Raw genomic sequence first — 23,914 nt, forward strand, 5'->3', positions numbered from 1 at the left:
GGGGTGCGGGCAGACAAAACACCCGCATCCTTAATATTCTACGGGGCGGCCCACACAACCGGCGCCACCCGCTGAGCATACTCAACGCACAATAAAGCTACTGCGAACGAGGCACCGCCGAAAACGCACGTACCGCCGCCTCAGGGTCGCCTGACTTTACCAAAGCCTCGCCGATGAGCACCGCATCTGCCCCGGCATTAGCGTAGCCTGTCACATCCTCAATACCGGACACCCCAGACTCCGCCACCTTAATGACGCTCTGCGGCAGATTAGCCGCCAAGGACGCATAATGCTCATTATTCACCTCAAGAGTCTTTAGATTACGCACATTAATACCCATAATCTTCGCACCAACCCGCTGGGCTGTCTCAATCTCATCCGGTGTGTGTGTCTCAACAAGAGCGTTCATCCCCAGCAGCTCCGTTAACTCCAAAAAATACCGCAAAGTCTTCTCCGGTAAAGCCGCCACAATAAGTAGCACCATATCCGCCCCATGCGCCCGGGCCTCCCAAATCTGGTACTCATCAACTGTAAAATCTTTACGAAGCACCGGGATATCCACGGCAGCACGCACAGCATCCAAATCAGCCAACGAGCCGCCAAAACGACGCTGTTCAGTCAACACAGAAACAGCCGCCGCACCACCAGCCTGGTATTTAGCCGCAAGTACCGCCGGATCCGGGATGTCCCCCAGGGCACCCTTCGACGGGGAAGAACGCTTCACCTCAGAAATAATACGCACCTTCGCACCATCACCGTGTAACGCCGCAAGCGCGTCCCGGGCAGGCTCAGCTGCAAGAGCCAGCTCCTTCACGCGCTCCAACGGAACCTGCTCCATACGCTGCGTTAAATCCTCACGCACGCCAACAATAATCTCATCCAGTACGGTACTGGTACTCATGGTTCACTCCTTCAGTTCACTCGCCCGCAAAGGTGCCCTTCGTGGCAGGTAGAGAAAAGGCGCCCCGCACATTCGCGGAACGCCTCTACCAGCAAGCCCTAGTGGCGCGCGGTGTTCTTCGTCTTCGCCCCGCCCTGGCCATAGCCAGCCTGCTTCAGGAAAAACCCAACCAACAGGCCAATCACAATAATGCCCGCGCCGACGAAAACCACCGGTTGACTGCCCAAGTCGTAAGCAATGGAACCCACCAGAACACCAACTGTCATAATGGCGACCATAACCCACGCGGCAACCGTGTTGCCGTGGTTAGCGTACGGGCGTTCAGGAACAATAACAATTTTCTCTTCAGCCACGAAAACTCCTCAGTGTGTGCCAGCGGATGCTCACCGAACAATCCGCCACTTGTTAACACGATTCTATGACATATCGCGGGCTAAGGCTGAATTTAAGACACCAAACACGAAAAACAGGGGGCACACCGGGTCACCGGGTGGTGGGGTCCTCTCCCCTGCTGAGCGAATCCCAAGCGTCCATCTCATCCATGTGCCCGTCCTCCGTGTGGACACTACGCGCGGCTGAACGCTCATACCTGCGCCCAGCATCCCAGGTGCGGGAGGTGAACGCAGCCCACAGCGCGACCACGATAATCAGCGCACCGCACGCCGCCGACACCCACGGCCACAGGCTCAGTGCATACTCGCCTGCCGGAGAAATTGTGCCTGTTAGGCGGCTAGTCTCTGTCACCACAGCCGCGGCAGGGTTACTTGTCACCGCAATAACACTCAAGACGATACCAACCCCCGCAGCTGCGGCAACACCGTACACCACATACCGCAGCAGGCGCGGGGCGATACGCCCAGCAAGCGGGGCCGCCGACGCCACCAACGCAAGCGCGCTCACCGCCGGAGCGGCTTTTGAGCCGGAAACCGCTAAAGACTGCTCACCGAAAGCACCGGTGATTCGCGCATCCACCCACGTGAGAAGAGTGGTACCGAACGCTGCGGCCGCCACCAGCAGCCCGGAGAGCATCACCAGTCCCGGGCGGGTGCTGCGCTCCTTAGCCTGCTGTTCGGAGGCGATGGCATCCGGTGTGGCAGGTTCACGTTCCATGCTCGACTCTTGGGCACCGGTGTTTTCGAGGGGGTTTTGCCCGTCTGCCCGCCCGCTGTCGGGTTCATCACTCATTGGGGCCTCCTAAGAGGTTGCGTTCTGCGAGTTCAAAGGCGCCAAACCAGAGGCGCTCAGCACAGCCCGTAACGGGGCCGCCGCCTTATTTACGGTCTCCTGCGTTTCGGAAGTGGGCACAGAATCCATGACAATACCGGCGCCAGCCTGCACATAGGCTTTACCGTCCTTAAGAACAGCGGTGCGGATCGCAATCGCCATATCCATATCCCCGGCAAAATCAAAATACCCGCACACACCACCGTACACGCCACGCCGGGTAGGCTCATACTCATCAATCAGCTGCAACGCACGCGGCTTGGGCGCCCCCGATAAAGTGCCCGCCGGGAAAGCCGCCCGCAGCACATCATAGGCACCGAACTGCGGGTCAAGGTCGGCGCTCACCGTCGAAGAAATATGCATAATGTGGCTGAACCGTTCAATGATCATAAACTCATCCACCGACACAGTACCAGGCTTAGCAATGCGGGAAAGGTCATTACGGGCCAAATCCACCAGCATCAAGTGCTCCGAAAGCTCCTTCTGATCCGCCAGCAGCTCCTGAGCGAGCGCAATATCCTGCTCCCGGGTGGCCCCGCGCGGTCGGGAACCAGCGATCGGGTGGGTGGTTGCTTTCCCGTCCTTGAGGGTCACCAGTGCCTCCGGTGAGGACCCTACAATATGGAACGGAGTGCCTGCCGGGTCCACAAAATTAAACAGGTACATGTACGGGGACGGGTTTGACTGGCGCAGCATCCGGTACACGTCCAAGGGGTTAGCTTTGGTGGCGACCTCGAACCGGCGTGAGGGTACGATCTGGAAGACATCACCGTCAACAATGTTTTTCTTCGCCTTGTCGATGGCGTCCATGTACCCCTGTTCAGACCAGGTTTCGTTGACCTCATGACGGACACGCTCATCCACCCGCGAAACGTCCGAAAGCACTGAGACCATATCGGATGCGCCGCGGGCAAGACGCTCTACCATGCGGTTTAGCCGGGCGCGGGCATCGGCGTAGGCGGCATCTACGTTATCGTCAGTGCCGTTGAAATTAATGGCGTTAGCTACCAGCAGAACCGTTCCGTCGGTGTTATCGTGGATCGCCATATCAGAGACCATGTTCAGCGCGAACTCCGGCAGGTGCACATCATCGGCGGGAGGGAACGGCAGGTGCTCCCAGCGGCGCACCACGTCCCACCCCAGGTACCCCACCAGCCCCGATGTCAGCGGAGGAAGCCCCGGCAGCGGCTCGGTGTGCAGCATATGCAGGGTTTTGGCGATGGCCTCCACCGGGTCTCCCTCGGTGGGCGCCCCGGCCGGGGTTTCGCCCTGCCAGTGCACTTTCCCGTCCACGGTGGTGAGGGTCGAGCGGGATGAGGCACCAATAAACGAGTACCTGTCCCAGGCGGCGGACTCCCCTTCGGCGGTGACCTTCGCCGATTCCAGCAGGAACGTGCCCGGGGCTGCTGTGCCATCGTCCTGAAGGGCAAGTGAGCGGTAAATGCCGATGGGGGTGAGCGCATCCGCCAGCACTTTAAGACGCACCGGGATGACGCGCCGCTGCGCCGCTAACGCACGGAATTCGTCAAGCGAGGGGGAAATAATACCCAAATCCTGCATGGGGTGTTCCTTCAGTTCTTTGATTCGGTGGTGTACACATCCAGTGTAGTCCCGCCCCAAAGCTGCTCCGCCGGGGCGGGGCGGGCAGCTTTACGGGAGGTTTTTCAGGGTGGCGGCGGTCTGCAGCGCCGCCGCTGTGGCCTCATACCCTTTGTCCTCGGAGGAGCCGGGCAGGCCCGCGCGGTCCAGTGCCTGCTGCTCATTATCGCAGGTGAGAACACCAAACCCCACAGGGCGGCCAGTGAGCACAGACACATCGGTCAGGCCGCTGGTAGCGCCCTGGCACACGTAGTCAAAGTGCGGGGTGCCGCCGCGGATCACAACCCCCAACGCCACAATCGCGTCGTACTTCTCAGCCAGGCGGGTGGCCGCCACAGGTAGTTCGAATGTGCCCGGAACACGCACAATAGTGGGTTCTACACCGGCATCCGCTGCGGCCCGCCGGGCACCGTCCAGCAGCCCGTCCATAACCTGGGTGTGCCAGCTGGCTGCCACAATAGCGAGTTTAAAACCTCGGTAGTCTTCGGGGGTGAGGGTGGTATCTGCCGCGCCTGCGCCGCTCATGGTGTTCTCCTTCGGGTTGTTTCAGAACCTACGTGTAGTTCTGGTGTTTTCAGGGTATTAGTGGTTGTGGGGGTGGTTGGGGTGTGTATTCCTGGGGCCCACCAGTTGGTGCCGCATCCGGTCGCGTTTAGTCGCTAAATACCGGGTGTTCTCGGCGCGGGCGGGCACCTCATCGGGTATCATCTCAAGAACCTCAACCCCCAGCTCGGCGAGCGCCTGAACCTTAGCCGGGTTATTTGACACCAGCCGGATACGTTCGGCGCCCAACTCCTGCAAAATCACTGATGCCTGCGTATAGTCGCGCATGTCGGCGTCCAGGCCAAGCGCCAGGTTCGCGTCTACCGTATCAAGGCCAGCGTCCTGCAGCCGGTAGGCCCGCAGTTTATTGATCAGCCCAATGCCGCGCCCCTCATGGTTGCGGGTGTACACGAGCCAGCCGCCCTGCTGGGCGATAATGCGCAGGCCGTTTTCAAGCTGCGGACCGCAATCGCACCGGTACGAACCAAAAATGTCGCCGGTGGCGCACTCCGAGTGGATGCGCACTGCGGGTGCTGGCGGCTCCGTGCCTGTGCCGGTGAACGGGGTGGGGGTTCCGTCATCGTTGAGGGCGCGGGCGGTAATATGTTCGGCGCCGTCGGCGAAAAGCCAGGCGCGTACACCAAATACACCGTGCGGGGTGGGAACCGGCACCTCATAGGTGGTTTCGATCAGCTGCGGGCTGGGCATCGGTACCGTATCCAGGGGTGAGGCGATGTAGGATGCGGCGGCGTCCGCAACGGTCTGCTCCTGCTCCGGGGGAAGGTTCAGGCCCTCCCAGCCCTGCCCCGTGGAAGCGGCAGGTTTCGGTTCTGGGCTCATGCGCCCTCCTTCAGGTAGGCGATGAGATCTTCGATAGAGACCATCGGCAGGCTGTGTTCGGTAGCGAAAGCCCGCAGCGCGTCGAAACGCATCATTGAGCCGTCATCGTGCACCAGCTCGGCGATAACGCCCACCCCCGAAAGCCCCGCGGCACGGCACAGTTCCACGGCTGCTTCGGTATGCCCGGGGCGCTGGGCCACACCGCCTGCTACCGCGCGGAGCGGGAAAATATGTCCTGGACGGGTAATATCGGTTGGGGTTGCAGACGGGTCGGCCAGTACCCGGACGGTACGGGCACGGTCGGCGGCGCTAATACCGGTGCTGACCCCCATACGCGCGTCACATGAGACAGTGTAGGCGGTACCTTTCGGGTCCTCATTATGGGCGAGCATCGGGGGCAGGTTCAGCTTATCGGCGCGGGAGGCGCTCATCGGGGCGCAAATCACCCCGGAGGTGTGCCGCACGGTGAAACCCATCAGCTGCTCGGTGGCGTGTTCGGCCGCAAAAATAATATCGCCCTCATTCTCGCGGCTCTCATCATCTACCACGACTACTGCGCCCCCGGCGGCAATCGCATCGACTGCGCTCTGAACCGTATCGAGTGTCCGGCCGGGCCCGTTCGCGGCGGTGTGCTCCCGCGCCTGCGGGGTGTCGAATGCCAGCAGGCGTCCCACATACTTGGCTAGTGCATCAGTTTCCAGGTTCACGGTGTCCCCCACGGTGAGCTCCCCCAGGTTAGTGGCGGCGAGGGTTTCGGGGATCAGCCCAACTTCGAACCAGTGCTGCTTCTGGGCGGGGCCGGAGACGGCGGTGACGGTCAGCGAAACACCCGAGACCGTAATTGACCCCTTCTGCACCAAATATGGGGCGAACTCGGCGGGCACGGCGAAGCGGACAGTACGCCACGCATCATGATCCGTCACCGAGACGACGGTTGCGGTTCCATCAACGTGCCCCTGTACCACGTGCCCGTCAAAACGGCCGCCTGCGGGCATGCACCGTTCAAGGTTCACGTGCGAACCGGGTACGAGAGCCCCCAGGTTGGTGCGGGCCAGAGTCTCACCCATGGCGTAGGCCCTAAACTGCCCTTCGCTCAGGTGGGGAAGGTCAATGGCGGTCAGGCACACACCGTTAACGGCCAGCGAACCGCCGTGCCCCAGATCGGCAACAATATCACCAGCGTTAATGGTGATGTGCGCGGCACCAGTATCTCTACCCTGAGCGTCCAGAACCGGCGTCACCGACTCTACAGTGCCTAAAGCACCAATAATTCCTGTAAACATTTCTCTCCTCGTCACGCCAGCTAGTGGCACCCAATCCATTCTAACGGCGCACACGCGCCGGTTTATTCCCGTTCCGGCTAACTTTTCACTCTGCGGATGCGCCCTCTTATGATGCAGCCCTCACCCGTCCTCGCGGGGCTCGGGGGCGTAGCACTCTGTGCACCGTTCCAGTACCCGCCTGGCCCCGGGGTTCTGGTAGTCGCCGCGCGGAACCGGAACCAGGTGAGTTGCGGTATCTGCCCCCAGCACCCGCACAGCCGGGAACATCCCCAGATCGTCCAGGTGCAGCCGTGGGGCATTGGCCAGGGTGCCGGTACTAAGACGGTACACGGCGCTCTTGCCGTGCCCCAGCAGCAGGGGCGCGCGGTACCAGATCATCTCATCAACCAGATCTTCACCCGCGAATAACCCCACCATGCCGGGGCCGCCCTCAATCATAAGGTGCCGCACCCCGCGATCGTACAGGGTGCTCAGCAGTTCAAACGGGTCGTGGGTGAACACCTGCAAAAACCGGTCAGGGTCCGGGTCGTACGGGCCTTCTGCTGCAAGCCCGCGAATACGGTAGGATTCAGGGATTTCGCGTCGGCCCATCACCACCCGCAGAGGCTGCTTCGTAAAACGGCTCCCGTCGCTGCGGCGGGCATCCAAGGAAGGGTCGTCCGTAAGGGCGGTGCGGGTCCCGATCATGACCGCATCGGCACGGTGGCGTACCAGGTGCCCATCAATGCGGGCGGCGGGGCCGGTAATCCACTTGCTGGTGCCATCAGCGGCAGCAATAAACCCATCCAGGGTGGAAGCCGATTTAGCCGTAATAAACGGGCGGCGCTCGGCGGCGGCAATAAACCAGCGCTCATTCAGCAGGTACGAGTCAGCTGAAAACCCTTCCATCAGCTGCGCATCCACACCGTTACTGCGCAGATGCGCCGCTCCCCCGGCGGCGGAGGTAGTATCGGGGTAAGCGTAGCGCACACGCCGCACCCCTGCGGCCACAATCGCGTGTGAACAGGGCCCGGTGCGCCCGGTGTGGTTGCACGGCTCAAGGCTCACATACATACTTGCACCCCTCAGATCGGTACCTGCCGCCCGTGCCTGCGCCAGTGCATCCGCTTCAGCGTGAGGGGTGCCTGCCCCGCGGTGCCAGCCCACGTGCAGCACCCGCCCGTCCGTGCCCGTAATAACCGCACCCACCAGCGGGTTCGCCCCGCGAATACCGCACCGTGCAGCGTCTAACGCCAAACGCATCGCCTGCTCATCGGTGAGGGGCCCATCCGGGATGCTGAACGTGTACGGGGAGGGTACGCCGTCCACATGCCCGTACTCCGCGGCGGAATAGTCAAGATCATTCACTGGAGTGTGCGTTACCGAAACCATTATTTACTCGCCTCCACCTTGACCGTAATATCCGGGAACTGCGTTTGCACACGGGTACGCTGTGTTTCCCGGTTGCGGGTACGCCACCACACAAAAAACCCGACAAGGGTGAAACACCCATAAAACACGTACATGAGCGAGGTGGCGTAATACCCGGCGCCCCACAACAGCGGCACACCCACCAGGTCTACAGCCACCCAGATGAGCCAGAATTCAACCCAGCCGCGTGCCATACCGTAGGTTGCCAGCAGCGAACCGGTAAAAATCCAGGCGTCAGACCACACCGGCTCATACGAGCCCATTGCCCGAAATACCGGGGTGAGACCCACAGTCCCTGCGGCCATTACGGCGATTAGTCCCGCCCGTTCCCACCCGGAGGCCCACTGCGGTATGACCGCCGTACCTTGAGCGTGTGCACCTTCTGTTACGCGGGTTTGCCGCCACCGGTACCAGCCCCACACCGATACGGTGATGAACATGAGCTGCCGTCCCGCCTGACCCAGCATGTTCACGGGGTTGGGGCTGCCAAAAAACGCCCCCATAAAAACGGTGAATAGCAGCAGGTTACCGATAATACCCACCGGCCACGCCCACACCTTACGCCGCATCCCGCCCAGCGCCGATGCCAGGCCAAACGCGTTACCGAGAACTTCGCGCACCAGCAGGGACTGGTTCCCCACATGGAACTGTGCGTCGAAGAGCCACCGCAGAAATTCCATTTTCTCCCTTTCGAGCTGCAGATCGCGGCGGCCCCGGGGAGAACAAAAACATGCCCCAACCGAGCCTTTACTGCTCGACGGTACCGGATACGCACGGCACTGCCGCCGAGCCGGGCGGCGAGTGTGGGCGCGTCCTCCACTATTTTTGCTCGTGCTGCCTACCATCCAGACTGTACTGTCGGCACCGGAATTTCACCGGTTCGGCCGCGCCATGCCTTCTCACGGCAGGTGCGGTTCGCGGACTATCACCGCCGGTTCGGAATTTCACCGACCCCGGAGCACGATTGAACGCCTCAATTATCGCACACCTGAACGCGAGGATTCTCACGGTGCCCGCCCGCAGCCGGGTACCCTGCGAACGGGGTCACGGTGGGGTGCGTATCCGGCTGCTCGCAGGCAACGCATTCGCGAACCGTCTGCTCCTGAGGATATTCGGCTACGCGCACTGTGACAGAGGCGGACTGCACCGGCTCGGTGGCGGATTCGATGGTGATGGTGTGTTCCTGACCGGGCTTCCAGGTCTTAGGAACCCGAAAATCGGTGATGAAGTACGTATCAAGGGCCAGCTGTTTTGCTTGGAACTCGCGCACTATGTCACCGTCAGCCTTCACCCTCAGCTGGGCGGGGATTTTAAGGGCCGGGTAGGTGGGCGGCAGATCCGGGTGGCGTTTCTCGCCAGCAGCCCAGCCGAGCCCCGAAATTTCCACGGTCTGCCCGGGTACCACCACTGCGGGCATCCCCACCGTGGAGCCGTCGCCGCTGGTTCCCGTCGCCAGGGGTATCACGCGGTGAGAGCGCACCGTCCCGGGTTTCGTCCCGGTATCCTGCACCGAGATTTTTGTGAGGCTATCAGCGTCAATACGGGTCTGTTCCCCCGAATGGGTATCAACGGATGAGGGGGTGAACTCGCCGGTGAGCGCATCAATATGGAAATCGACCGTGACGCCCCTATGATCACCCGCCTTATCGAGCACCACCACAGAGCCATCCGGCAGCAGGGTCAGGTGGTTAATTTTTGCCGAGGCCACCCGCACCTGCCCGACCACGATACCGGCGCACGCATCAATCACCGCAACCGTCCCACCACTGGGTTCTGCGGTGTGGGCCGCCCCGAAATCCCCCAGGTAGATCAGGTGCCGTTTCTCATCAATCACCATATCGGTGGGGGTCACCCCGTACCGGATAAAATGCTTCAGCTCGCCGGTGGTCTTATCCAGCACGTGCACCCCGGTGTTCTTCCCCTCATACCCCTGCGTTGACACATATATTTCGTTCAGGGCGTGGTCTGTCACCACACCGTGCACTTTTACCCGCCCAAAATGCATAACGTCCCCCGCCGGTACGGGTAGGGTGCGCACCACCGTATGGCTGGTGGGGTCTACCTCATACACCTGATCCAGGTAGTAGTCCCCCATGTAGAGATTCCCGCTGTGAGTATCCCGATCGATTGTCATCGGGTGCGAGAGTACACCCGGGGCCGGGTCCACTTTCTGAACCTCAAAGGTGGCGGTGTCAATCACCCAGAAACCGCCCATCCCAGTCACGAACGCTTTGCCGTTAGCCGCATCCACATACACCTCACGGGGGTGTTTAATATCCTGCTCAAACAGCCCCTTCGCGGGGTCGTAGCTGGTCCATACTGGTTGCAGGGTGCCCTGCTCTAAGGCGTCCTGGCGGTACACGGTCACGGCATAGGAACTGGCGTCGCTCACCCAGATGGTGCCGTGCTCATCATCAATATCAATACCGAAGGCACCCCGGAACTGGTACTGCCCCGCAAGTTCGGTGCGGATCTCTTCGGTGACCGGCATTTTAGCGGTCGCCTCAATCTGCAGTGTCTGCGGGTTTACGCGGGCGATAGTGGCCACGGTCGAACCGTGGGCGGGGGTGAAATTAAAGATGCTGCTCACATACAGCTTATGAGTCTTTGCCGAGTATGCGGCCAAATACTGCCCGGGCAGCCCTTGGGCCTGCTGGGCGTGCACCCGCACCGAACGGTACGAGCATGCTGCGGCAGTGGAGTGCTCATCGGGAGTCTCAAACCCGCCCGAATATTCAGCGGGGGCGGATGCTTCGGAGGAGGCAGTGGGCAGCGGCATGGTGTTTATCCTCAGCATGTTCGGGCACTATCACCTGGTGAACCCGGTGGGTACCCTCGACTACAGTCGGGGTTCCTCAGCGCTGTGACGTTCTCAGCGCAATGGTGATTTCTCAGTGCGGTGATAATTTTTCAGTGCAATGGTAGTTCTTCACCCTACCAGCACGCACCCGCCCGGCACCAGACATTCCCCGAAGATTATTACCATATAATGCGGCAACAGACCGCAAACAACAGAACAAGGTGCGCGGCTGCCCCGCCAAACGGCAGGGAAACCGCGCACCATTACATTCGTAGTGTAAGAATATCTCCGCGTACCAGAGGCACACTGATGTTAGAACTTCTCGGCGGGTGCACACGGCTGCCCGCGCCCACCTGTCCGCATCAGGACTATCCCCGGTTAGTTTTCGACCGAACGGAACGCCACCACAGCGTTATGTCCGCCAAACCCGAAAGAATTCGACAAGCCCACGATCTCGCCCGAGGGAAGATCCCTGGCGTCGGTCACCACATCCAGGTCGATCTGCGGATCCTTATTCTCCAGGTTAATCGTGCAGGGCGCCTTGCGGTGGTGCAGGGCCAGCACAGTCAGCACTGCCTCCAGCGCGCCCGCTCCGCCCAGCAGATGCCCGGTCATTGACTTCGTGGCCGAGACCGCAATGTTCTTCGTATGCTCCCCAAACGCCGCGTGCATTGCCGTGGCTTCGGGAAGGTCACCGGCCGGTGTTGAGGTCGCGTGCGCATTAATATGCACCACAGACTGCGGGTCGATCTGCCCATCCTCAAGAGCCTCCCGCAGGGCACGCGTAGCCCCCAAAGCATCCGGGTCCGGGGCGGTAATATGGTACGAGTCAGCTGAGACGCCGGTACCTGCCAATTCCGCATATACCCGAGCGCCACGCGCCTGAGCGTGCTCCTGTGACTCCAGCACCATTGCCGCCGCGCCCTCACCCATGACGAACCCGTCACGGTCTGTATCGTAAGGACGGGATGCCTTCTGCGGCTCATCATTGCGGGAAGAAAGCGCCTGCATTTTAGCGAATGCTGCCATCGGCAGCGGGTGAATAGCGGCCTCAGAGCCGCCCACCACCACAACGTCGGCCTTGCCGGTGCGGATCATCTCAACGCCCAGCTCCATGGCCTCCGTCGACGACGCACACGCCGACACCACGGTCTGCGCCGCCGCGCGAGCCTTCAAACTCATGGAAACCGCTGCAGCATTCCCGTTAGGCATGAGCATCGGCACGGTCATCGGCAGCACACGACGCGGCCCTTTCTCCCGCAGGGTATCCCATGCATCCAGCAGAGTCCACACGCCACCGATACCCGTGCCGAAAGCAACACCGGTGCGCACAGGATCTGTTTCCTTAGCAGATTCGGCGTCAGGGCCGGAGAACCCGGCGTCTTCCCACGCCTCACGTGCAGCAATGAGGGCGAGCTGCCCCGAAGGGTCAAGGCGTTTCGCCTCAACCTTACTCAGCCTCTCGGACTCCTGCGCGGGAACAGCCACACGGCCTGCAATGTAGACCGGAAGATCATATTCTTCAACCCAGGGCTCGTCGATCGTCGTAATACCCGAAACACCTTTAAGGGCGTTCGCCCAAGTGGTGGGGACGTCGCCGCCAATGGGGGTGGTCGCGCCGAGGCCGGTCACCAGCACTTTTCGAGACATCTTCACACTTTCTTCATGTATATCGGTGGGTGAGAGAAATAAACGTATGGGCGCGGTGCGTGTGCGGCCCGCGCCCATCGCCTGCAGTTTCTGTTTTAGGAGGCGTTCTCGATAAACTCGACAGCGTCACCAACGGTCTTAAGGTTCTTCACCTCTTCGTCCGGAATGGTCACCTCGAACTTCTCCTCGGCGTTCACAACGATAGTCATCATTGAGATGGAGTCGATGTCCAAGTCCTCGGTAAAGGACTTATCCAGCTGAACGTCCTCAACCTCAACGCCGGTCTCTTCGTTCACGATTTCTGCCAGACCAGCAAGGATCTCTTCTTTGTTAGCCATTGAGGGGCTCCTTTATTGTTCAACACGGTTGCAAGACCGCTTTTCCCTGGCACGCCCAACAGGCGCACACATACTACATGAGTTTATCGTGTCTGTGCGCTCAATGCACACGATAAACCCGGTGTTTTCCCGAAAATCCTGGCCGCCGCACACGGGGCGTCCAGAACACGGAAAGTTTTAGGTTCACCGCCCTCACCGCACCGTTTCCGGCCCAGCCTCACAGCGGCACAGTCTACGGTAAGACAACCACCTGAGCAGCAAACGCCAAACCGGCACCAAAGCCGATCTGCAAAGCAAATTTACCCGACAGCTCAGGGTTTTCCCGCAGCAGACGGTGCGCCGCCAACGGCACAGACGCCGCAGAGGTATTCCCTGCATCCGCAATATCTCGAGCGATAGCCACGCTCTCGGGAAGCTTCAGGGTCTTCGCCATCTGGTCGATAATACGCGCATTCGCCTGATGCGGGATAAGCGCCCCCAGCTCGTCGGCGGTAATACCCGCAGCCTCAAGGGCCTGCTGGGCAACCTTCGCCATCTCCCACACCGCCCAGCGGAACACCGACGGCCCATCCTGGCGCAGCGTGGGCCAAATCTTCTCGCCCTCACCCACGGGGTTCTGCGTAAAATCACGGTTACGGATATCCAACAAAGAGTGAGTCATCCCCACGGTTCCCCACCGGGACCCGTCAGAGCCCCACACGGTCGGGGCGATCCCCGGCTCATCCGAAACACCCACAACCGCCGCGCCCGCACCGTCACCCAGCAGGAACGAAATGGAGCGCTCGGTATTATCAATAAAATCGGACAGCTTCTCCACACCAATCACCAGCACATACTGCGCCGCGCCCGAACGCACCAACGCGTCCGCCTGCGCGATCCCGTAACAGAAACCGGCGCACGCCGCCGAAATATCGTAGGCGGGGCATTTTGACCCGATCTCCTCCGCAACCAACGTCGCCAAAGAAGGAGTCGCGTAGGGGTGCGAGATGGTTGAAACAATCACCGCACCAATATCCGCGCCCTCAACCCCCGCAGCGGCGAGCGCATCATGTGCGGAGCCAAACGCCAAATCCGCCACAGACTGGTTCTCGCTCGCACGGTGACGGGTTGAGATACCGGTGCGCTGGGTAATCCACTCATCCGAAGAGTTAATGGCCTCAACAATGTCGTTATTGTGCACCAGTACCTCGCCGCGGGCGGCACCGTAGCCGAGGATGCGGGAGTAACGGTTCATCTCGTTCTGTTTGAGAGTAGTCAAAAGAGGTCTTCCTTCACGTCCTATGTGGTAGCAACCGGAATCTAAACGGTAACAGCTTCAAGATCTTCAGGGGTGTTCACCGCTGCCGACGGTACCCCGCGCATGGCCCGTTTAGCAAGACCCACCAGGGTGCCAGCGGGAGCCACCTCAATAATACTGTCTACCTCGGCGGCCATGAGCGTGCTCATACACCGGTCCCAGCGCACGGGGCTGGTGACCTGCGAAACAAGGCTATCTACAAATTCCCGGCCCGTGCTAATGCGCTCGCCGTCACGGTTGCTCAGCAACTCGTAGGCGGGATCGTTCACGGTCAGCTCTGCGGCGAAAGCGGCCAGCGGCTCCACGGCGGGGGCCATCGCCTGGGTGTGGAATGCGCCTGCTACTTTCAGCGGGATCACACGGGCTCGGGCGGGCGGGTTGGCGGCGAATGCCTCAATAGCTTCAAGGGGGCCTGCAGCGACGATCTGCCCCGCCCCGTTAGAATTGGCGGCTACCAGCGCAGCCTCATCAATAGCTTGCCGCACATCCTGCTCAACACCACCAAGCACCGCGGCCATGCCGGTGGGTGATGCGGCGGCGGCCTGCGCCATGCCGGTGGCTCGCACCCGCACAAAACGCATGGCGTCTTCTTCGGTGAGCACGCCCGCCAGCGCGGCGGCGGTAATTTCACCTACGGAATGCCCGGCGAGAATGAGCTTGGACTCCCCCAGCTTCTGCAGAACTTTGCGCCCAGTAACAATACCTGCAGCAACAATGAGCGGCTGCGCAATGGCGGTGTCTTTAATGGTTTCTTCTTCGGCTTCAGTGCCGTAGTGGATCAGGTCAATACCCGCCGCGTCAGAGAGCCGCTGCAGATGCTCACGCACCCCGTCTATTTCGAGCCAGGGGCTCAAAAAGCTCTTCTTCTGGGAGCCCTGACCGGGGCATACGAGTGCACGCATCGCTCGCCTCTCTGTCTTTGTGTCATATCAGTCTGCGGCGCCTTGTAATGCTGCGCCTGGGTAAGTGTTCGCATACTATGCTACCGCGCGTTCAGCCTGCGCATAAACTTCCGGGATGGTTTTACGGGGTTTTCCGGCAGAATATTTTACCCGCAGCACATATTTTTAGACTCCGGGTCTAAAGGGCGGGACTGGTTTGTGATGCGAGGCAGCTCAGGCGCGGGGGTGCGCCCGGGCGTAGGTTTCGGCCAGCCGTTTCATGGAGACGTGAGTGTAGATCTGTGTGGTGGCAAGTGAGGAATGCCCCAAGAGTTCCTGCACGGTGCGAATATCGGCGCCGCCATCAACCAGGTGCGTTGCTGCGGAATGACGCAGCACGTGCGCACCGGAAGCTTCAGAATTCTCAAGGGTGCGCAGTAACCGGCTGAGGTCTTCACGCACCTGCCGGGGGTTGGCGCGCCGCCCGCGCGGGCCAATGAAGAGGGCGGTTACATTACGGGACCCTTCAGGAATCCACTGGGGCCGCCCGTGCGCCACCCACCTATTGAGTGCTTTCATTGCCGGAACACCCAGCGGCACGATGCGTTCCTTATTGCCTTTGCCAAGCACCCGCACCGTCCTATTGGCTCGATCCACACTGTGCAGGTCAAGACCCGTCAGCTCCGAGATACGCATCCCAGAGGCGTACAGCACCTCAACCACAGCCCACAGGCGCAGCAGGCGGGCATCAGTGGGGTTTTGGCGGTGCCGCTGCTGCAGCTCGTCCAGCAGCTGGTTCATTTGTGCCTGAGACAGCACGGACGGCAGGTGACGGTCACGTTTTGGGGTGCTCATCCCGCGGGTGGGGTTATCAATAATCAGTTCTTCATCCTGCGCCCAGGTGAAGAAGGTGCGCAGGGTTGAGCCGCGCCGGGCCACCGTGGCTTTGGAGTTCTGCCTCAGGTGCATCGCTCCCAGCCATTCGCGGATCAGCGTAATGTCAATAGCTTCGAGCGTGCTCACGCCCCGCCGCGCAGCGAACCCTAAAAACCCTTCAAGATCGGAAATGTAGGAGCGCACGGTCTGCTCAGAGCGGTGCTTCTCATAGCGCAGGTAGCGTTCAAACTGTTGCAGATGGGGACGGTACACCTCAAGGGTGGGGGCGGATGCACCCGGCACCGGCGAACCGGGCGCAACACCGGGGGTTTGGAGCAGGTGAGGAAGGCGCCTGGTGGCCAGAAGCAAGGTGGTGCTGTCCCGAAGCGCGTCGGGACCGGTTGGTGAACCCTGGTTACCGTCCATATGCTCCCCTCATGGTTTAGCCGACTAGGTGCGGGGCCTTACTTCTTCTCACCCACACAACGCCCCCAATGGTGCGTTATGAAGGGGGCTAAAACGGCTGGCCCCACTGCTTTCCCCATTGTAGCCGCCGCGCACCAGAGGGAGGTTATGCGGCGGTTTTAAGGCGTACCTTCCGCCACCCCTGCCCGTTACTCTGGGCAAGACCCAAACGGTCGAGTGCCCCCAACTGCAGCATGACCGTGCGGGCATCCAACCCAACCCGCACCGCAATATCGTCCACAGTACGGTAGGCAGTGACCGCCAGCGAATCCCACAGCCTGTTCTGTGCCTCAGTGAGGGAATCTGTCGGATACTGCACGCCAGCGTCTTGGGCAGCGTCTTCATGTTCAGCGTCGAACCCGGCCCCGGCCTCAAGCAGGTCTTGCGCTTCGGTGAGGATCTGCGCGTGGGCATCTCTTATGAGCCGGTTACACCCCACCGAGTTCGGGGCGTCAATCTGCCCCGGCACAGCCCACACCTGCCGCCCTATTTCCAGGGCGTGATGCGCCGTGTTGAGCGCGCCCGAACGCCACCGGGCCTCAGCAACCACAGTGTGCGCCGCTAACGCCGCGATCAGCCGGTTACGTTCCAAAAACCGCCACCGCGTGGGGGTGTTGCCAATCGAAACCTCGCTAAGTACCAGGGCGTCGCGGGCAATCACCTGTAGGGTGGCTGTGTTCTGCGCCGGATAAAAATGATCAAGTCCACCAGCCATGAGAGCAACAGTGGGCAGCTCCCCTGTGCCAGCCCCCAAAGCTGCACGGTGCGCGGCAATATCAACGCCGTATGCGCCTCCCGAAATAATAGTGCACCCGTGCTCGGCAAGTTCAGAGCTCAGATGCGCGGTAACCGCCTGCCCATACTGGGTAGCGTCCCGTGAGCCCACCAGGGCGACACTGCTGTGATGATGATCCGCCAGCACCCGCAGCTTACTGCGCTCCCCCTTGCCCCACAGGCCATAAGGGGCCGCAGGCCCCAAATCGTCAAGAGAACGAGGGTAGTCATCGTCTTCAGGGATCGCCAGCCACGCACCGCACGCAAGCGCCAGTTCGTATTCACGCAGCGGGCTCAAAGCACGCCGAGCCCAACGTTTGCTGCGGGCCGCGAGCGCTTTCTCAAGCTCTTCGCGGGTTGTTTCGTGTTCTCCCGGGCGGTACCCGGGTGAACGCTGCATCAGAATGGCATGCAGTACCGGGTCGGGTTCACCGTTTTCCCACACACTATGCGGAATGCGGCCTCCGCTGGCGAGCACATGGGCGGTAAAGGCTGGGCCGAAGGCGGTAAGCGCCTGCGCCACAATGTTATCGGCTGGTTCCGCTAGACGCATCATGAGCGCCCTGCACAGGCGCAGGTACTCAATCCCCTGCGTTTCAAGGGCTTCGGCGGGAAGGTGCGGGTCGAAGAGCTGCGGGGGTTCGGCCTCAGCCTGCGGGTGAAGCGCCCAGCGCCAGGGGGGCTCCTGTGCCCCGTCGGGGATGCGCCGCCCGCCCAGTTCTTGGAGCAGCCTCCGCCGGTGCGCGCAGAGGCGCGTGAGGGCGGTGGTATCAAGACCGAAAATGTTCAGGGCTGGTTCCTGCGGTGCTGGTACACCGGTGGAGGGCTGCGTCTTAGTACTGTGGCCACGGTTTTCCTGCTGAACCACACGGTTATTTTTATGCATTTTTCGTCCTTTCCGAAGAATAACTATCTGACTGCTGACCTGCGTTATGCCCTGCCGGGCCCCTAGATCGCCCCGCTGCCCTGCTGCCGCAGGAACAGTGCAAGCTCCATATGCTCACGCTGGGGGCTGACGGTCCCGTCAAGGTCGCTCAGTGTCCACGCGGTACGCAGCACCCGGTCGTAGCCCCTGGCGGTGAGCACGCCCCGATCGACTGCCCGGTTAAGCTCTCGGGTGAGTGGGGCATCCAGTCGCAGAGGACCGCGCAGAATCTTCCCGTTCGCTTCAGCGTTCACCCGCATCCCGAAACGGCCCAGGCGTTCGCGTTGAGCGGCTCGGGCGGTCATCACTCGCTCCCTGATGAGGGCCGACGCCTCACCGCGCTCGCCGCTGGCCAGTTCCGCTGAAGAGACTTTGGGTACTGACAGGTTCAGGTCAATGCGGTCCAGCAGCGGGCCTGAGAGTTTCCCGAAGTAGCCTCGCCGTTCACGCGGGGTGCAGGTGCACTCGGTTCCGGTTCCTACGTTCATACCGCATGGGCAGGGGTTCGCGGCAAGTATCAGCTGAAACCGTGCCGGGTAGGTGGCTGAGGCCGCTGAACGGTCGAGCACGATCTCACCGTTCTCTAGCGGCTGGCGTAGCGAGTCGAGTACGGTGCGTTTAAATTCCGGCGCCTCATCCAGGAACAGCACGCCGCGGTGGGCTTTTGAGACGCATCCGGGGCGGGGAATGCCGCTGCCTCCCCCAAGGATCGCCGGGGCGGAGGCGCTGTGGTGTGGTGCCTCAAACGGTGGGGTGCGTACCAGTTCGCGCAGCGGTGTGCCGCCTGCGGTGAGAGAACGGATGGCGGTTACTTCCATGGCTGCGTCATCATCAAGTGGCGGCAGGATGCTCGGCAGCCGTTCTGCGAGCATGGTCTTTCCAGACCCGGGTGGCCCCGTAAAGAGCAGGTGGTGCCCTCCAGCGGCGGCGATTTCGAGGGCGAATCTCCCTTGGGCTTGCCCGGCAACGTCCGACATATCTGAGGGGATACCGTGTTCGGGGATTTCGGCGGTGGGCTGCTCCCGCACGCTCTCGGGCGGGTATTTGAGGTTCTCAGCTGAGGCGCCCAGGGCCACAAATATTTCGGCGAGGCACCTGAACCCACTGACCTGTATCCCGGGGATGAGTGCTGCCTCGTGCATATTCTGGGCGGGTACCACTACCCGAGAGTGCCCGGCATCAGCTGCGGCTTTAACAGCGGGCAGTATGCCGGGTATGGGCCGAATCGACCCGTCTAGCCCGACTTCGCCAAGGAAAACGCAGTCACCGCTGGGTTTGAGTTTTTTCTCGGCTTGCAGGGCCGCTACCACCATCGCCACATCAAACCCGGAGCCTTTCTTAGGCAGGGTTGCGGGGGTGAGGTTAATGGTGAGTCGGTGTTGGGTGAGCCCAATCCCGGAGTTTTTGGCGGCTGAGCGCACCCGCTCTTTTGATTCGTTCAGCGCGGTATCCGGCAGCCCAAGGAGTACGAAAGACGGCAGGGCTGAGGAGACGTCCGCCTCTACTTCGACGATGTGCCCCCGCAGCCCCACAAGCGCCACGGAGTAGGTACGGGCGAACCCCATCATGCCACCCCCTTGAGGTGTTCAAAAGTGAACTGTTCGGGGGTTCCTAGTATGCTGACTGCGTCAATGCGGAAGTGCCCGAAGTCCAGGGTCTCGCGCTGGCGGCACCAGAGGATGGCAAGCTCACGGGTGCGGCGTGCCTTGTCTTTACCGATGGCTTCCAGGGGGTGCCCGAAGCCGCTGTCGGTGCGGGTTTTGATTTCTATGAAGACCAGTTCATCGTCGGGGTCGATAGCGATGGCGTCGATCTCGCCGTGGGCGCGTTCCCCTTCGTAGCCCGCGGGAAGACGCCAATTCCGGTCGAGCAGCCGGTACCCGTTGGTTTCGAGGATGCGCGCGGCAAGGTCTTCGCCCCAGCGGCCTACGGCGTGTGCCTTGGGCTGGCTGCGCGTGCAGGCAGCGGCGCGGGTGGGTTTCTTTGGGGATGTCATGGTCTCTCTTTTCGTTGGCGTACCGGGGCAGGCCCGCCCGGTGTTGTGCACCGTGCGGGTACGTGTACTGTGCCTGAAGTACGCGGATATTCGCTAGAGAGACAGCGGGGCCTGTGGATAACTCACCCGGTGCGGGGCCAGATGTCGTATCCACAGGCGTTTTATACTATTTCGTGCTTCAAAATGTGGTTTAAGACTCTTATTGTGAAGAAATGTGACGTTTTTATGAGCGGCCCGTTGCAGGCACCTCACGCGAGCATAAAAGTTTCGGGCAGACACCCGGTCTGCCCGAAACTTTCAAAGTATGTTTTTAAGCCAGCAGATGCTGCGGGCTTTCGAGTGCCCCTAGTACCCGTTGGAGTCGTGATATTACCCGTCAGTTTCGGGGCCGCGCCGCCGGGCATCGGAGGCGTCCTGCGGCTGCGCGTTACTTTCTGGCTGGCTCTCAGCCTCGCTCACCATACCGGTGTTTTCTGCCGCGTCAAAGAGTGTGCGCACCCCCATATCGGGGATTGAAAATTCCTGGTTCGGCAGGCGTTCTTCCACGTTCACGTCGTGCGTTGAGAGAACCCGTACGGTCTTCACAAACCGGTTGGTGCGGAACACATCCCACACCCACACGTCGCTCATGAGCACCTCAAAGTAGACGGTTCCATCGCTCACCCGGGGAATGACCTCAACATGATTTGCCAGGTAGAAACGGCGGTCAGTATCAACCGCGTGGGTGAAAAGCGACATGACGTCGCGGTACTCCCGGTATAGCGCCAGCTGCGCATCGGTCTCGTAGTTTTCAAGTTCTTCAGCGCTCATTCTCGTTTACCCCGTTCTCGGCGTGACGCCGTTGATAAGCCATCCGTACCTGTTGTTCGTCTGCCGGTAGCGCCCACGTGAGCCTGTGCAGCGGGCTGGGCCCGTGCTCACTAATAGCGGCGCGGTGTGCCGCAGACCCGTAGCCTTTATTATTCTCCCACCCGTATTCCGGGTAGCGGGCGGCAAGGTCGCGCATCAACCCGTCTCGTTCCACTTTAGCTAATACAGATGCGGCCGCAATGGAGGCGCACCGGTAATCTCCCTTAATAATGGTGTGAACCGGCCCCTGCCAGGGCGTATTTCTGTGCCCCCACGCCTGCTGCAGAAGCTCTTCGTACCGCTGGTGCGCGGGATCCTGATGCCCGAAAAGGTCGGGGGCGGGGACACTGAGCCAGTCGTGTTTACCGTCCAGGAGCACCACTTCAGGTGTTGTCCCCTCACGCCCTAAGCGCGCGAGTGCCCGCTGTGCCGCTAAACGCAGGGAAAGGGTCATGCCCAGTTCGTCAATCTCTGCGGGACTCACGTGCCCCACGGCGTTGAGGCACCATCGTCGGATCTCGGGCACCATTTTTTCTCGGCGCGCAGGTGAGAGGGCTTTGGAGTCAATCAGCCCCGCCACCTGCAGCTGCGCCTGGGCCCCAATAACGGCCACCCCAACACTGAGAACACCGGCAAGAGAGCCGCGGCCTACTTCGTCCACCCCAGCCACAAGCTGGTAGCCGGCCGCGAACAGGTCATGTTCGTGCTCTAAAGTGGCGGCCGGTGCCTGTGAGCCAGTCATGCCGCTGCCCTACTTGGAGGGTTCGGGCACTGATTTGAAAACATCGGACTGGTTCGTCATTAGGCCAACGCGGTTGATCGGCCAGGCGATAACGAACACGTTGCCCTGAATATCGCCGCGTTTGACGAATGCGTGCCCATCCCCAATGTGGTAGCGCGAGTCAGCGGAGTGGTCACGGTGATCACCCAGCACGAAGTATGAGTCGTTGGGAACAGTGACCGAGAACGGCACATCGGACGGGTTGGAGCCCGGGTGCAGGTAAGGCTCGCTGATTTCTACACCGTTCACCTTGATTTTGCCTTTCCCATCACCTTCAACACGGTCACCGGGCTTACCGATGACGCGTTTAACGAGGTAATTTGAGGAGGTGTCCGGTAATATGCCCACGAATGTGAGGGCGTCATTAATGGGGTTGCTCTTCTTCTGGGCTGAGTCGATCCACCCTTGGGAGTCTTTGAACACCACCACGTCGCCACGGTTCGGGCTACCGAAATATGACCCGGCGGCGTTGATAAAGACCCGGTCGTTCACCTGCAGGGTGTTCTCCATCGACCCGGAGGGAATGTAGTAGCCGCGCACCAGGAACGTTTTAATGATGAACGCAATCACCAACGCGTACACCACCACCATGGCCGATTCACGGAATGTGGTCCATGCCCACTCACCCATCCGGCCTTCTTCGCGAGCCTGTTTGAGGGTTAGTTCGGGCTTTTTGTCTTTCTTCTTGGACTTCTTGGTGCTGCGCTCGTCCTCATACTCATAGTCGTAATCGTCTGAGGAGTATGCCCCCGTCCCCAGGTGCTTAGGCCGCACGGGGTTTTCGTAAAGAGTCTGTTGCGGGGCCGTATTGCGGGATGCGGGGCGCGTGGTGCGCGAAATAGAACGTGTATCGCGGGAGACAGGTTTCCGTGAGGGCCTGCTGCGTTTCACGGGGTTAATGCTGACGGTGCGGTCCGGGTCTGTATCTGCTGCGGGCTCGGTGACGGACCCGTTGCTGTTGTTACCCTGCTGCGGCTCGTTGGGGGCACTGTAGCCTGCGTCGAGAGCTTCTGAGCTCTGCTGGGGCGTGTTTTCGCCCATAGTGCTGTACCCCAGGTAGCCGTTTTTGAGGAAGCTTTTTTTGAGTTTAAGGGGCTGTGTCTCAATAATGCCGGTCTGCGGCGCAGAGTCTGCGCCCTGTGCCTTTTTGAGGCTATTGAGCCATTTGGAGGTGGCTACATGGGTTGAACCATCGGACTGCTCAGCGGTGTTAGCGGAGTCGTCATCACTGTCTGAGGCGTGGGTGCTGCGCTCAGTAAAAACATTTGATTTAGTGGGCGCGCTGACGTTATCCCAAAAGTTCGCTACGGGTTGTTGCGGTTTTTCCTGAGTTTCAGGGGTCTGCTGCTGAGGTTCTGGATCCGACTGGGGCTGCGGGGTGTCCGCTTCAACGGGCTGTTCAGGGGCAGCATGGCGACCGAACCTGAACCGCCGCGACGAGCCTGACTGTGCCGCTTGTGATGTTTCCGTCTCTTGGGTACGCGCGCTGCCTGATGCCCCCGTTACGTTGGCTGGCTGAGACTCAGTTCCCGAAGCGTCGCTGGAGTACTTGGCGTGGCGGCCGAAACGCCTGCCGGAGGGCGCACCCGTAGCGTCAGCAGCGTTCTCGCTGTTCTGGGCGCGAACGGCTTTACGGGACCGCTTCTCAAGTTCACGACGCTCACGGCGCGTGCGCGGCTGGTACTCCGCGTCCGTTCCCTGAGGCTCATTCTGTTCAGCCATGCCAAAGACCTTTCTGAGAGGACATATGGTTCACATGCCATTGTAAAGGGTGTTAAACACCGGGTAGACAAAATAAATGGTTTACAAAGAAACCATAGTGTATATATAAAACCTAAAAATGAATACGCCAGGCGGTTCGACCAATAATTTTATTGGTGTGAATCATGCCACCACCAGGTGCTCCCAGCAGGGAGCGAGAATCGACCGATGCCGAACGATGATCCCCCATCACCCAAACCCTGGAGTGCGGTATAACAACATCAAACCGCGTCTCGGAAGGGCTATCCTGCGGGTACAGGTATGGCTCATCCAGTTCCTGTCCGTTCAACACTAGTTTACCGTTATCGGAGCAGCATGAAAGACGATCCCCTGCTACCGCAATGACGCGCTTAATGTACACCGTATCCGTGGGGACAAACCCCAGCCACTGCCCAATACTTTTAGCCGGGTCTTTCCAGAAGCTACTGCCCGATTCATACGGTGCGAACGAGCCCGTACCGTCGAAAACCACCACATCGCCGCGTTGCACCGTACCTGCTCCCTCCAGCTTGGAGACAAGCACCCGGTCGCCTGGGGTGTATGTGGGCTCCATTGATTCCGACGGGATGTAGTACACGTCCACTAAAAACGTGCGAACGCACAATAACGTCACCACCGCTATGCCCAGGGCTACAGCAACCAGGCGCCACCCCCGTTTGAGGTGACGCCTGGTGCTGGGAACCGCCGAGTTCTCGGCCGAATCCACAGGTTCTAAACCCTA

Annotated in this window: 21 protein-coding genes, 1 pseudogene and 1 riboswitch; all 22 genes and pseudogenes read right to left on the bottom strand. The window is 60.7% G+C overall.

The annotated features are described in order from the left end of the window. Nucleotides 1-97: 97 nt before the first annotated feature. Nucleotides 98-901, bottom strand: a complete 804-nt coding sequence (gene trpC / locus D8M41_RS04695; RefSeq protein ID WP_126926486.1) for an indole-3-glycerol phosphate synthase TrpC — start codon at nucleotides 899-901, stop codon at nucleotides 98-100. A gap of 98 nt (nucleotides 902-999) precedes the next feature. After that, on the bottom strand, nucleotides 1,000-1,254 hold the full coding sequence (locus tag D8M41_RS04700; RefSeq protein ID WP_037237388.1) for an HGxxPAAW family protein: 255 nt from the start codon (nucleotides 1,252-1,254) through the stop codon (nucleotides 1,000-1,002). 130 nt (nucleotides 1,255-1,384) lie between these two features. Further along, nucleotides 1,385-2,086, bottom strand: coding sequence for a Trp biosynthesis-associated membrane protein (locus D8M41_RS04705; RefSeq protein WP_126926487.1), 702 nt, complete (start codon nucleotides 2,084-2,086; stop codon nucleotides 1,385-1,387). A gap of 9 nt (nucleotides 2,087-2,095) precedes the next feature. Further along, entirely contained in the window at nucleotides 2,096-3,685 is a 1,590-nt protein-coding gene (locus D8M41_RS04710) for an anthranilate synthase component I (RefSeq protein WP_126926488.1), read from the bottom strand. Nucleotides 3,686-3,775: 90 nt separating this feature from the next. Beyond that, the gene (gene ribH / locus D8M41_RS04715) at nucleotides 3,776-4,249 is read right to left on the bottom strand and encodes a 6,7-dimethyl-8-ribityllumazine synthase (protein ID WP_037237396.1); all 474 of its coding nucleotides are present in this window, start codon (nucleotides 4,247-4,249) and stop codon (nucleotides 3,776-3,778) included. Nucleotides 4,250-4,306: 57 nt separating this feature from the next. Continuing rightward, nucleotides 4,307-5,107, bottom strand: coding sequence for a GTP cyclohydrolase II (locus D8M41_RS04720; RefSeq protein ID WP_094758085.1), 801 nt, complete (start codon nucleotides 5,105-5,107; stop codon nucleotides 4,307-4,309). After that, a complete protein-coding gene (ribB, locus tag D8M41_RS04725) occupies nucleotides 5,104-6,390 on the bottom strand; it encodes a 3,4-dihydroxy-2-butanone-4-phosphate synthase (protein ID WP_126926489.1) in 1,287 nt (428 codons plus the stop codon). The genes D8M41_RS04720 and ribB overlap by 4 nt, the downstream gene beginning before the upstream one ends. A gap of 120 nt (nucleotides 6,391-6,510) precedes the next feature. Then, on the bottom strand, nucleotides 6,511-7,761 hold the full coding sequence (gene ribD, locus D8M41_RS04730) for a bifunctional diaminohydroxyphosphoribosylaminopyrimidine deaminase/5-amino-6-(5-phosphoribosylamino)uracil reductase RibD (protein ID WP_126926490.1): 1,251 nt from the start codon (nucleotides 7,759-7,761) through the stop codon (nucleotides 6,511-6,513). Further along, nucleotides 7,761-8,480, bottom strand: coding sequence for a nicotinamide riboside transporter PnuC (gene pnuC / locus D8M41_RS04735; RefSeq protein WP_126926491.1), 720 nt, complete (start codon nucleotides 8,478-8,480; stop codon nucleotides 7,761-7,763). The genes ribD and pnuC overlap by 1 nt, the downstream gene beginning before the upstream one ends. Before the next feature lie 147 nt (nucleotides 8,481-8,627). Beyond that, nucleotides 8,628-8,766, bottom strand: a riboswitch (FMN riboswitch). A gap of 7 nt (nucleotides 8,767-8,773) precedes the next feature. Then, nucleotides 8,774-10,579 (bottom strand): YncE family protein, encoded by a 1,806-nt coding sequence (locus tag D8M41_RS04740; RefSeq protein ID WP_126926492.1) that lies wholly within the window; start codon nucleotides 10,577-10,579, stop codon nucleotides 8,774-8,776. A 399-nt stretch (nucleotides 10,580-10,978) separates the two neighbouring features. Then, nucleotides 10,979-12,250 carry a beta-ketoacyl-ACP synthase II gene (fabF, locus tag D8M41_RS04745; RefSeq protein WP_037237465.1) on the bottom strand — a complete coding sequence of 424 codons (1,272 nt, stop codon included), beginning with the start codon at nucleotides 12,248-12,250 and terminating at the stop codon, nucleotides 10,979-10,981. A 95-nt stretch (nucleotides 12,251-12,345) separates the two neighbouring features. After that, a complete protein-coding gene (locus D8M41_RS04750) occupies nucleotides 12,346-12,588 on the bottom strand; it encodes an acyl carrier protein (RefSeq protein ID WP_006887911.1) in 243 nt (80 codons plus the stop codon). A 232-nt stretch (nucleotides 12,589-12,820) separates the two neighbouring features. Continuing rightward, nucleotides 12,821-13,846 carry a beta-ketoacyl-ACP synthase III gene (locus tag D8M41_RS04755; RefSeq protein WP_126926493.1) on the bottom strand — a complete coding sequence of 342 codons (1,026 nt, stop codon included), beginning with the start codon at nucleotides 13,844-13,846 and terminating at the stop codon, nucleotides 12,821-12,823. 41 nt (nucleotides 13,847-13,887) lie between these two features. After that, nucleotides 13,888-14,787 (bottom strand): ACP S-malonyltransferase, encoded by a 900-nt coding sequence (locus D8M41_RS04760; RefSeq protein WP_037237413.1) that lies wholly within the window; start codon nucleotides 14,785-14,787, stop codon nucleotides 13,888-13,890. A 213-nt stretch (nucleotides 14,788-15,000) separates the two neighbouring features. Beyond that, on the bottom strand, nucleotides 15,001-16,068 hold the full coding sequence (locus D8M41_RS04765) for a tyrosine recombinase XerC (protein ID WP_126926494.1): 1,068 nt from the start codon (nucleotides 16,066-16,068) through the stop codon (nucleotides 15,001-15,003). Between the two features lie 145 nt (nucleotides 16,069-16,213). Continuing rightward, entirely contained in the window at nucleotides 16,214-17,767 is a 1,554-nt protein-coding gene (dprA, locus tag D8M41_RS04770; RefSeq protein WP_126926495.1) for a DNA-processing protein DprA, read from the bottom strand. 62 nt (nucleotides 17,768-17,829) lie between these two features. Further along, nucleotides 17,830-19,371, bottom strand: coding sequence for a YifB family Mg chelatase-like AAA ATPase (locus D8M41_RS04775; protein WP_126926575.1), 1,542 nt, complete (start codon nucleotides 19,369-19,371; stop codon nucleotides 17,830-17,832). Then, nucleotides 19,371-19,802 carry a YraN family protein gene (locus D8M41_RS04780; RefSeq protein WP_126926496.1) on the bottom strand — a complete coding sequence of 144 codons (432 nt, stop codon included), beginning with the start codon at nucleotides 19,800-19,802 and terminating at the stop codon, nucleotides 19,371-19,373. The genes D8M41_RS04775 and D8M41_RS04780 overlap by 1 nt, the downstream gene beginning before the upstream one ends. A 507-nt stretch (nucleotides 19,803-20,309) precedes the next feature. Next, nucleotides 20,310-20,612, bottom strand: a pseudogene (locus D8M41_RS04785) (DUF2469 domain-containing protein); the annotation flags it as partial. Continuing rightward, a complete protein-coding gene (locus D8M41_RS04790) occupies nucleotides 20,602-21,393 on the bottom strand; it encodes a ribonuclease HII (protein WP_126926497.1) in 792 nt (263 codons plus the stop codon). The pseudogene D8M41_RS04785 and the gene D8M41_RS04790, both read right to left, overlap by 11 nt. A gap of 9 nt (nucleotides 21,394-21,402) precedes the next feature. Further along, a complete protein-coding gene (gene lepB, locus D8M41_RS11905) occupies nucleotides 21,403-23,154 on the bottom strand; it encodes a signal peptidase I (RefSeq protein ID WP_238693468.1) in 1,752 nt (583 codons plus the stop codon). A 112-nt stretch (nucleotides 23,155-23,266) separates the two neighbouring features. Beyond that, nucleotides 23,267-23,899, bottom strand: coding sequence for a signal peptidase I (gene lepB, locus D8M41_RS04800; protein ID WP_037237422.1), 633 nt, complete (start codon nucleotides 23,897-23,899; stop codon nucleotides 23,267-23,269). Nucleotides 23,900-23,914: the final 15 nt, after the last annotated feature.

The sequence above is a fragment of the Rothia sp. HSID18069 genome (assembly GCF_003989155.1).
In the GTDB taxonomy this organism is placed as follows: domain Bacteria; phylum Actinomycetota; class Actinomycetes; order Actinomycetales; family Micrococcaceae; genus Rothia; species Rothia aeria.

Coding starts and splice junctions, on each gene's coding strand:
- trpC (WP_126926486.1), bottom strand. CDS start 901: ATGAGTACCAGTACCGTACTGGATGAGATTATTGTTGGCGTGCGTGAG.
- D8M41_RS04705 (WP_126926487.1), bottom strand. CDS start 2,086: ATGAGTGATGAACCCGACAGCGGGCGGGCAGACGGGCAAAACCCCCTC.
- D8M41_RS04710 (WP_126926488.1), bottom strand. CDS start 3,685: ATGCAGGATTTGGGTATTATTTCCCCCTCGCTTGACGAATTCCGTGCG.
- ribH (WP_037237396.1), bottom strand. CDS start 4,249: ATGAGCGGCGCAGGCGCGGCAGATACCACCCTCACCCCCGAAGACTAC.
- D8M41_RS04720 (WP_094758085.1), bottom strand. CDS start 5,107: ATGAGCCCAGAACCGAAACCTGCCGCTTCCACGGGGCAGGGCTGGGAG.
- ribB (WP_126926489.1), bottom strand. CDS start 6,390: ATGTTTACAGGAATTATTGGTGCTTTAGGCACTGTAGAGTCGGTGACG.
- ribD (WP_126926490.1), bottom strand. CDS start 7,761: ATGGTTTCGGTAACGCACACTCCAGTGAATGATCTTGACTATTCCGCC.
- pnuC (WP_126926491.1), bottom strand. CDS start 8,480: ATGGAATTTCTGCGGTGGCTCTTCGACGCACAGTTCCATGTGGGGAAC.
- D8M41_RS04740 (WP_126926492.1), bottom strand. CDS start 10,579: ATGCCGCTGCCCACTGCCTCCTCCGAAGCATCCGCCCCCGCTGAATAT.
- fabF (WP_037237465.1), bottom strand. CDS start 12,250: ATGTCTCGAAAAGTGCTGGTGACCGGCCTCGGCGCGACCACCCCCATT.
- D8M41_RS04750 (WP_006887911.1), bottom strand. CDS start 12,588: ATGGCTAACAAAGAAGAGATCCTTGCTGGTCTGGCAGAAATCGTGAAC.
- D8M41_RS04760 (WP_037237413.1), bottom strand. CDS start 14,787: ATGCGTGCACTCGTATGCCCCGGTCAGGGCTCCCAGAAGAAGAGCTTT.
- D8M41_RS04765 (WP_126926494.1), bottom strand. CDS start 16,068: ATGGACGGTAACCAGGGTTCACCAACCGGTCCCGACGCGCTTCGGGAC.
- dprA (WP_126926495.1), bottom strand. CDS start 17,767: ATGCATAAAAATAACCGTGTGGTTCAGCAGGAAAACCGTGGCCACAGT.
- D8M41_RS04775 (WP_126926575.1), bottom strand. CDS start 19,371: ATGGGGTTCGCCCGTACCTACTCCGTGGCGCTTGTGGGGCTGCGGGGG.
- D8M41_RS04780 (WP_126926496.1), bottom strand. CDS start 19,802: ATGACATCCCCAAAGAAACCCACCCGCGCCGCTGCCTGCACGCGCAGC.
- D8M41_RS04790 (WP_126926497.1), bottom strand. CDS start 21,393: ATGACTGGCTCACAGGCACCGGCCGCCACTTTAGAGCACGAACATGAC.
- lepB (WP_238693468.1), bottom strand. CDS start 23,154: ATGGCTGAACAGAATGAGCCTCAGGGAACGGACGCGGAGTACCAGCCG.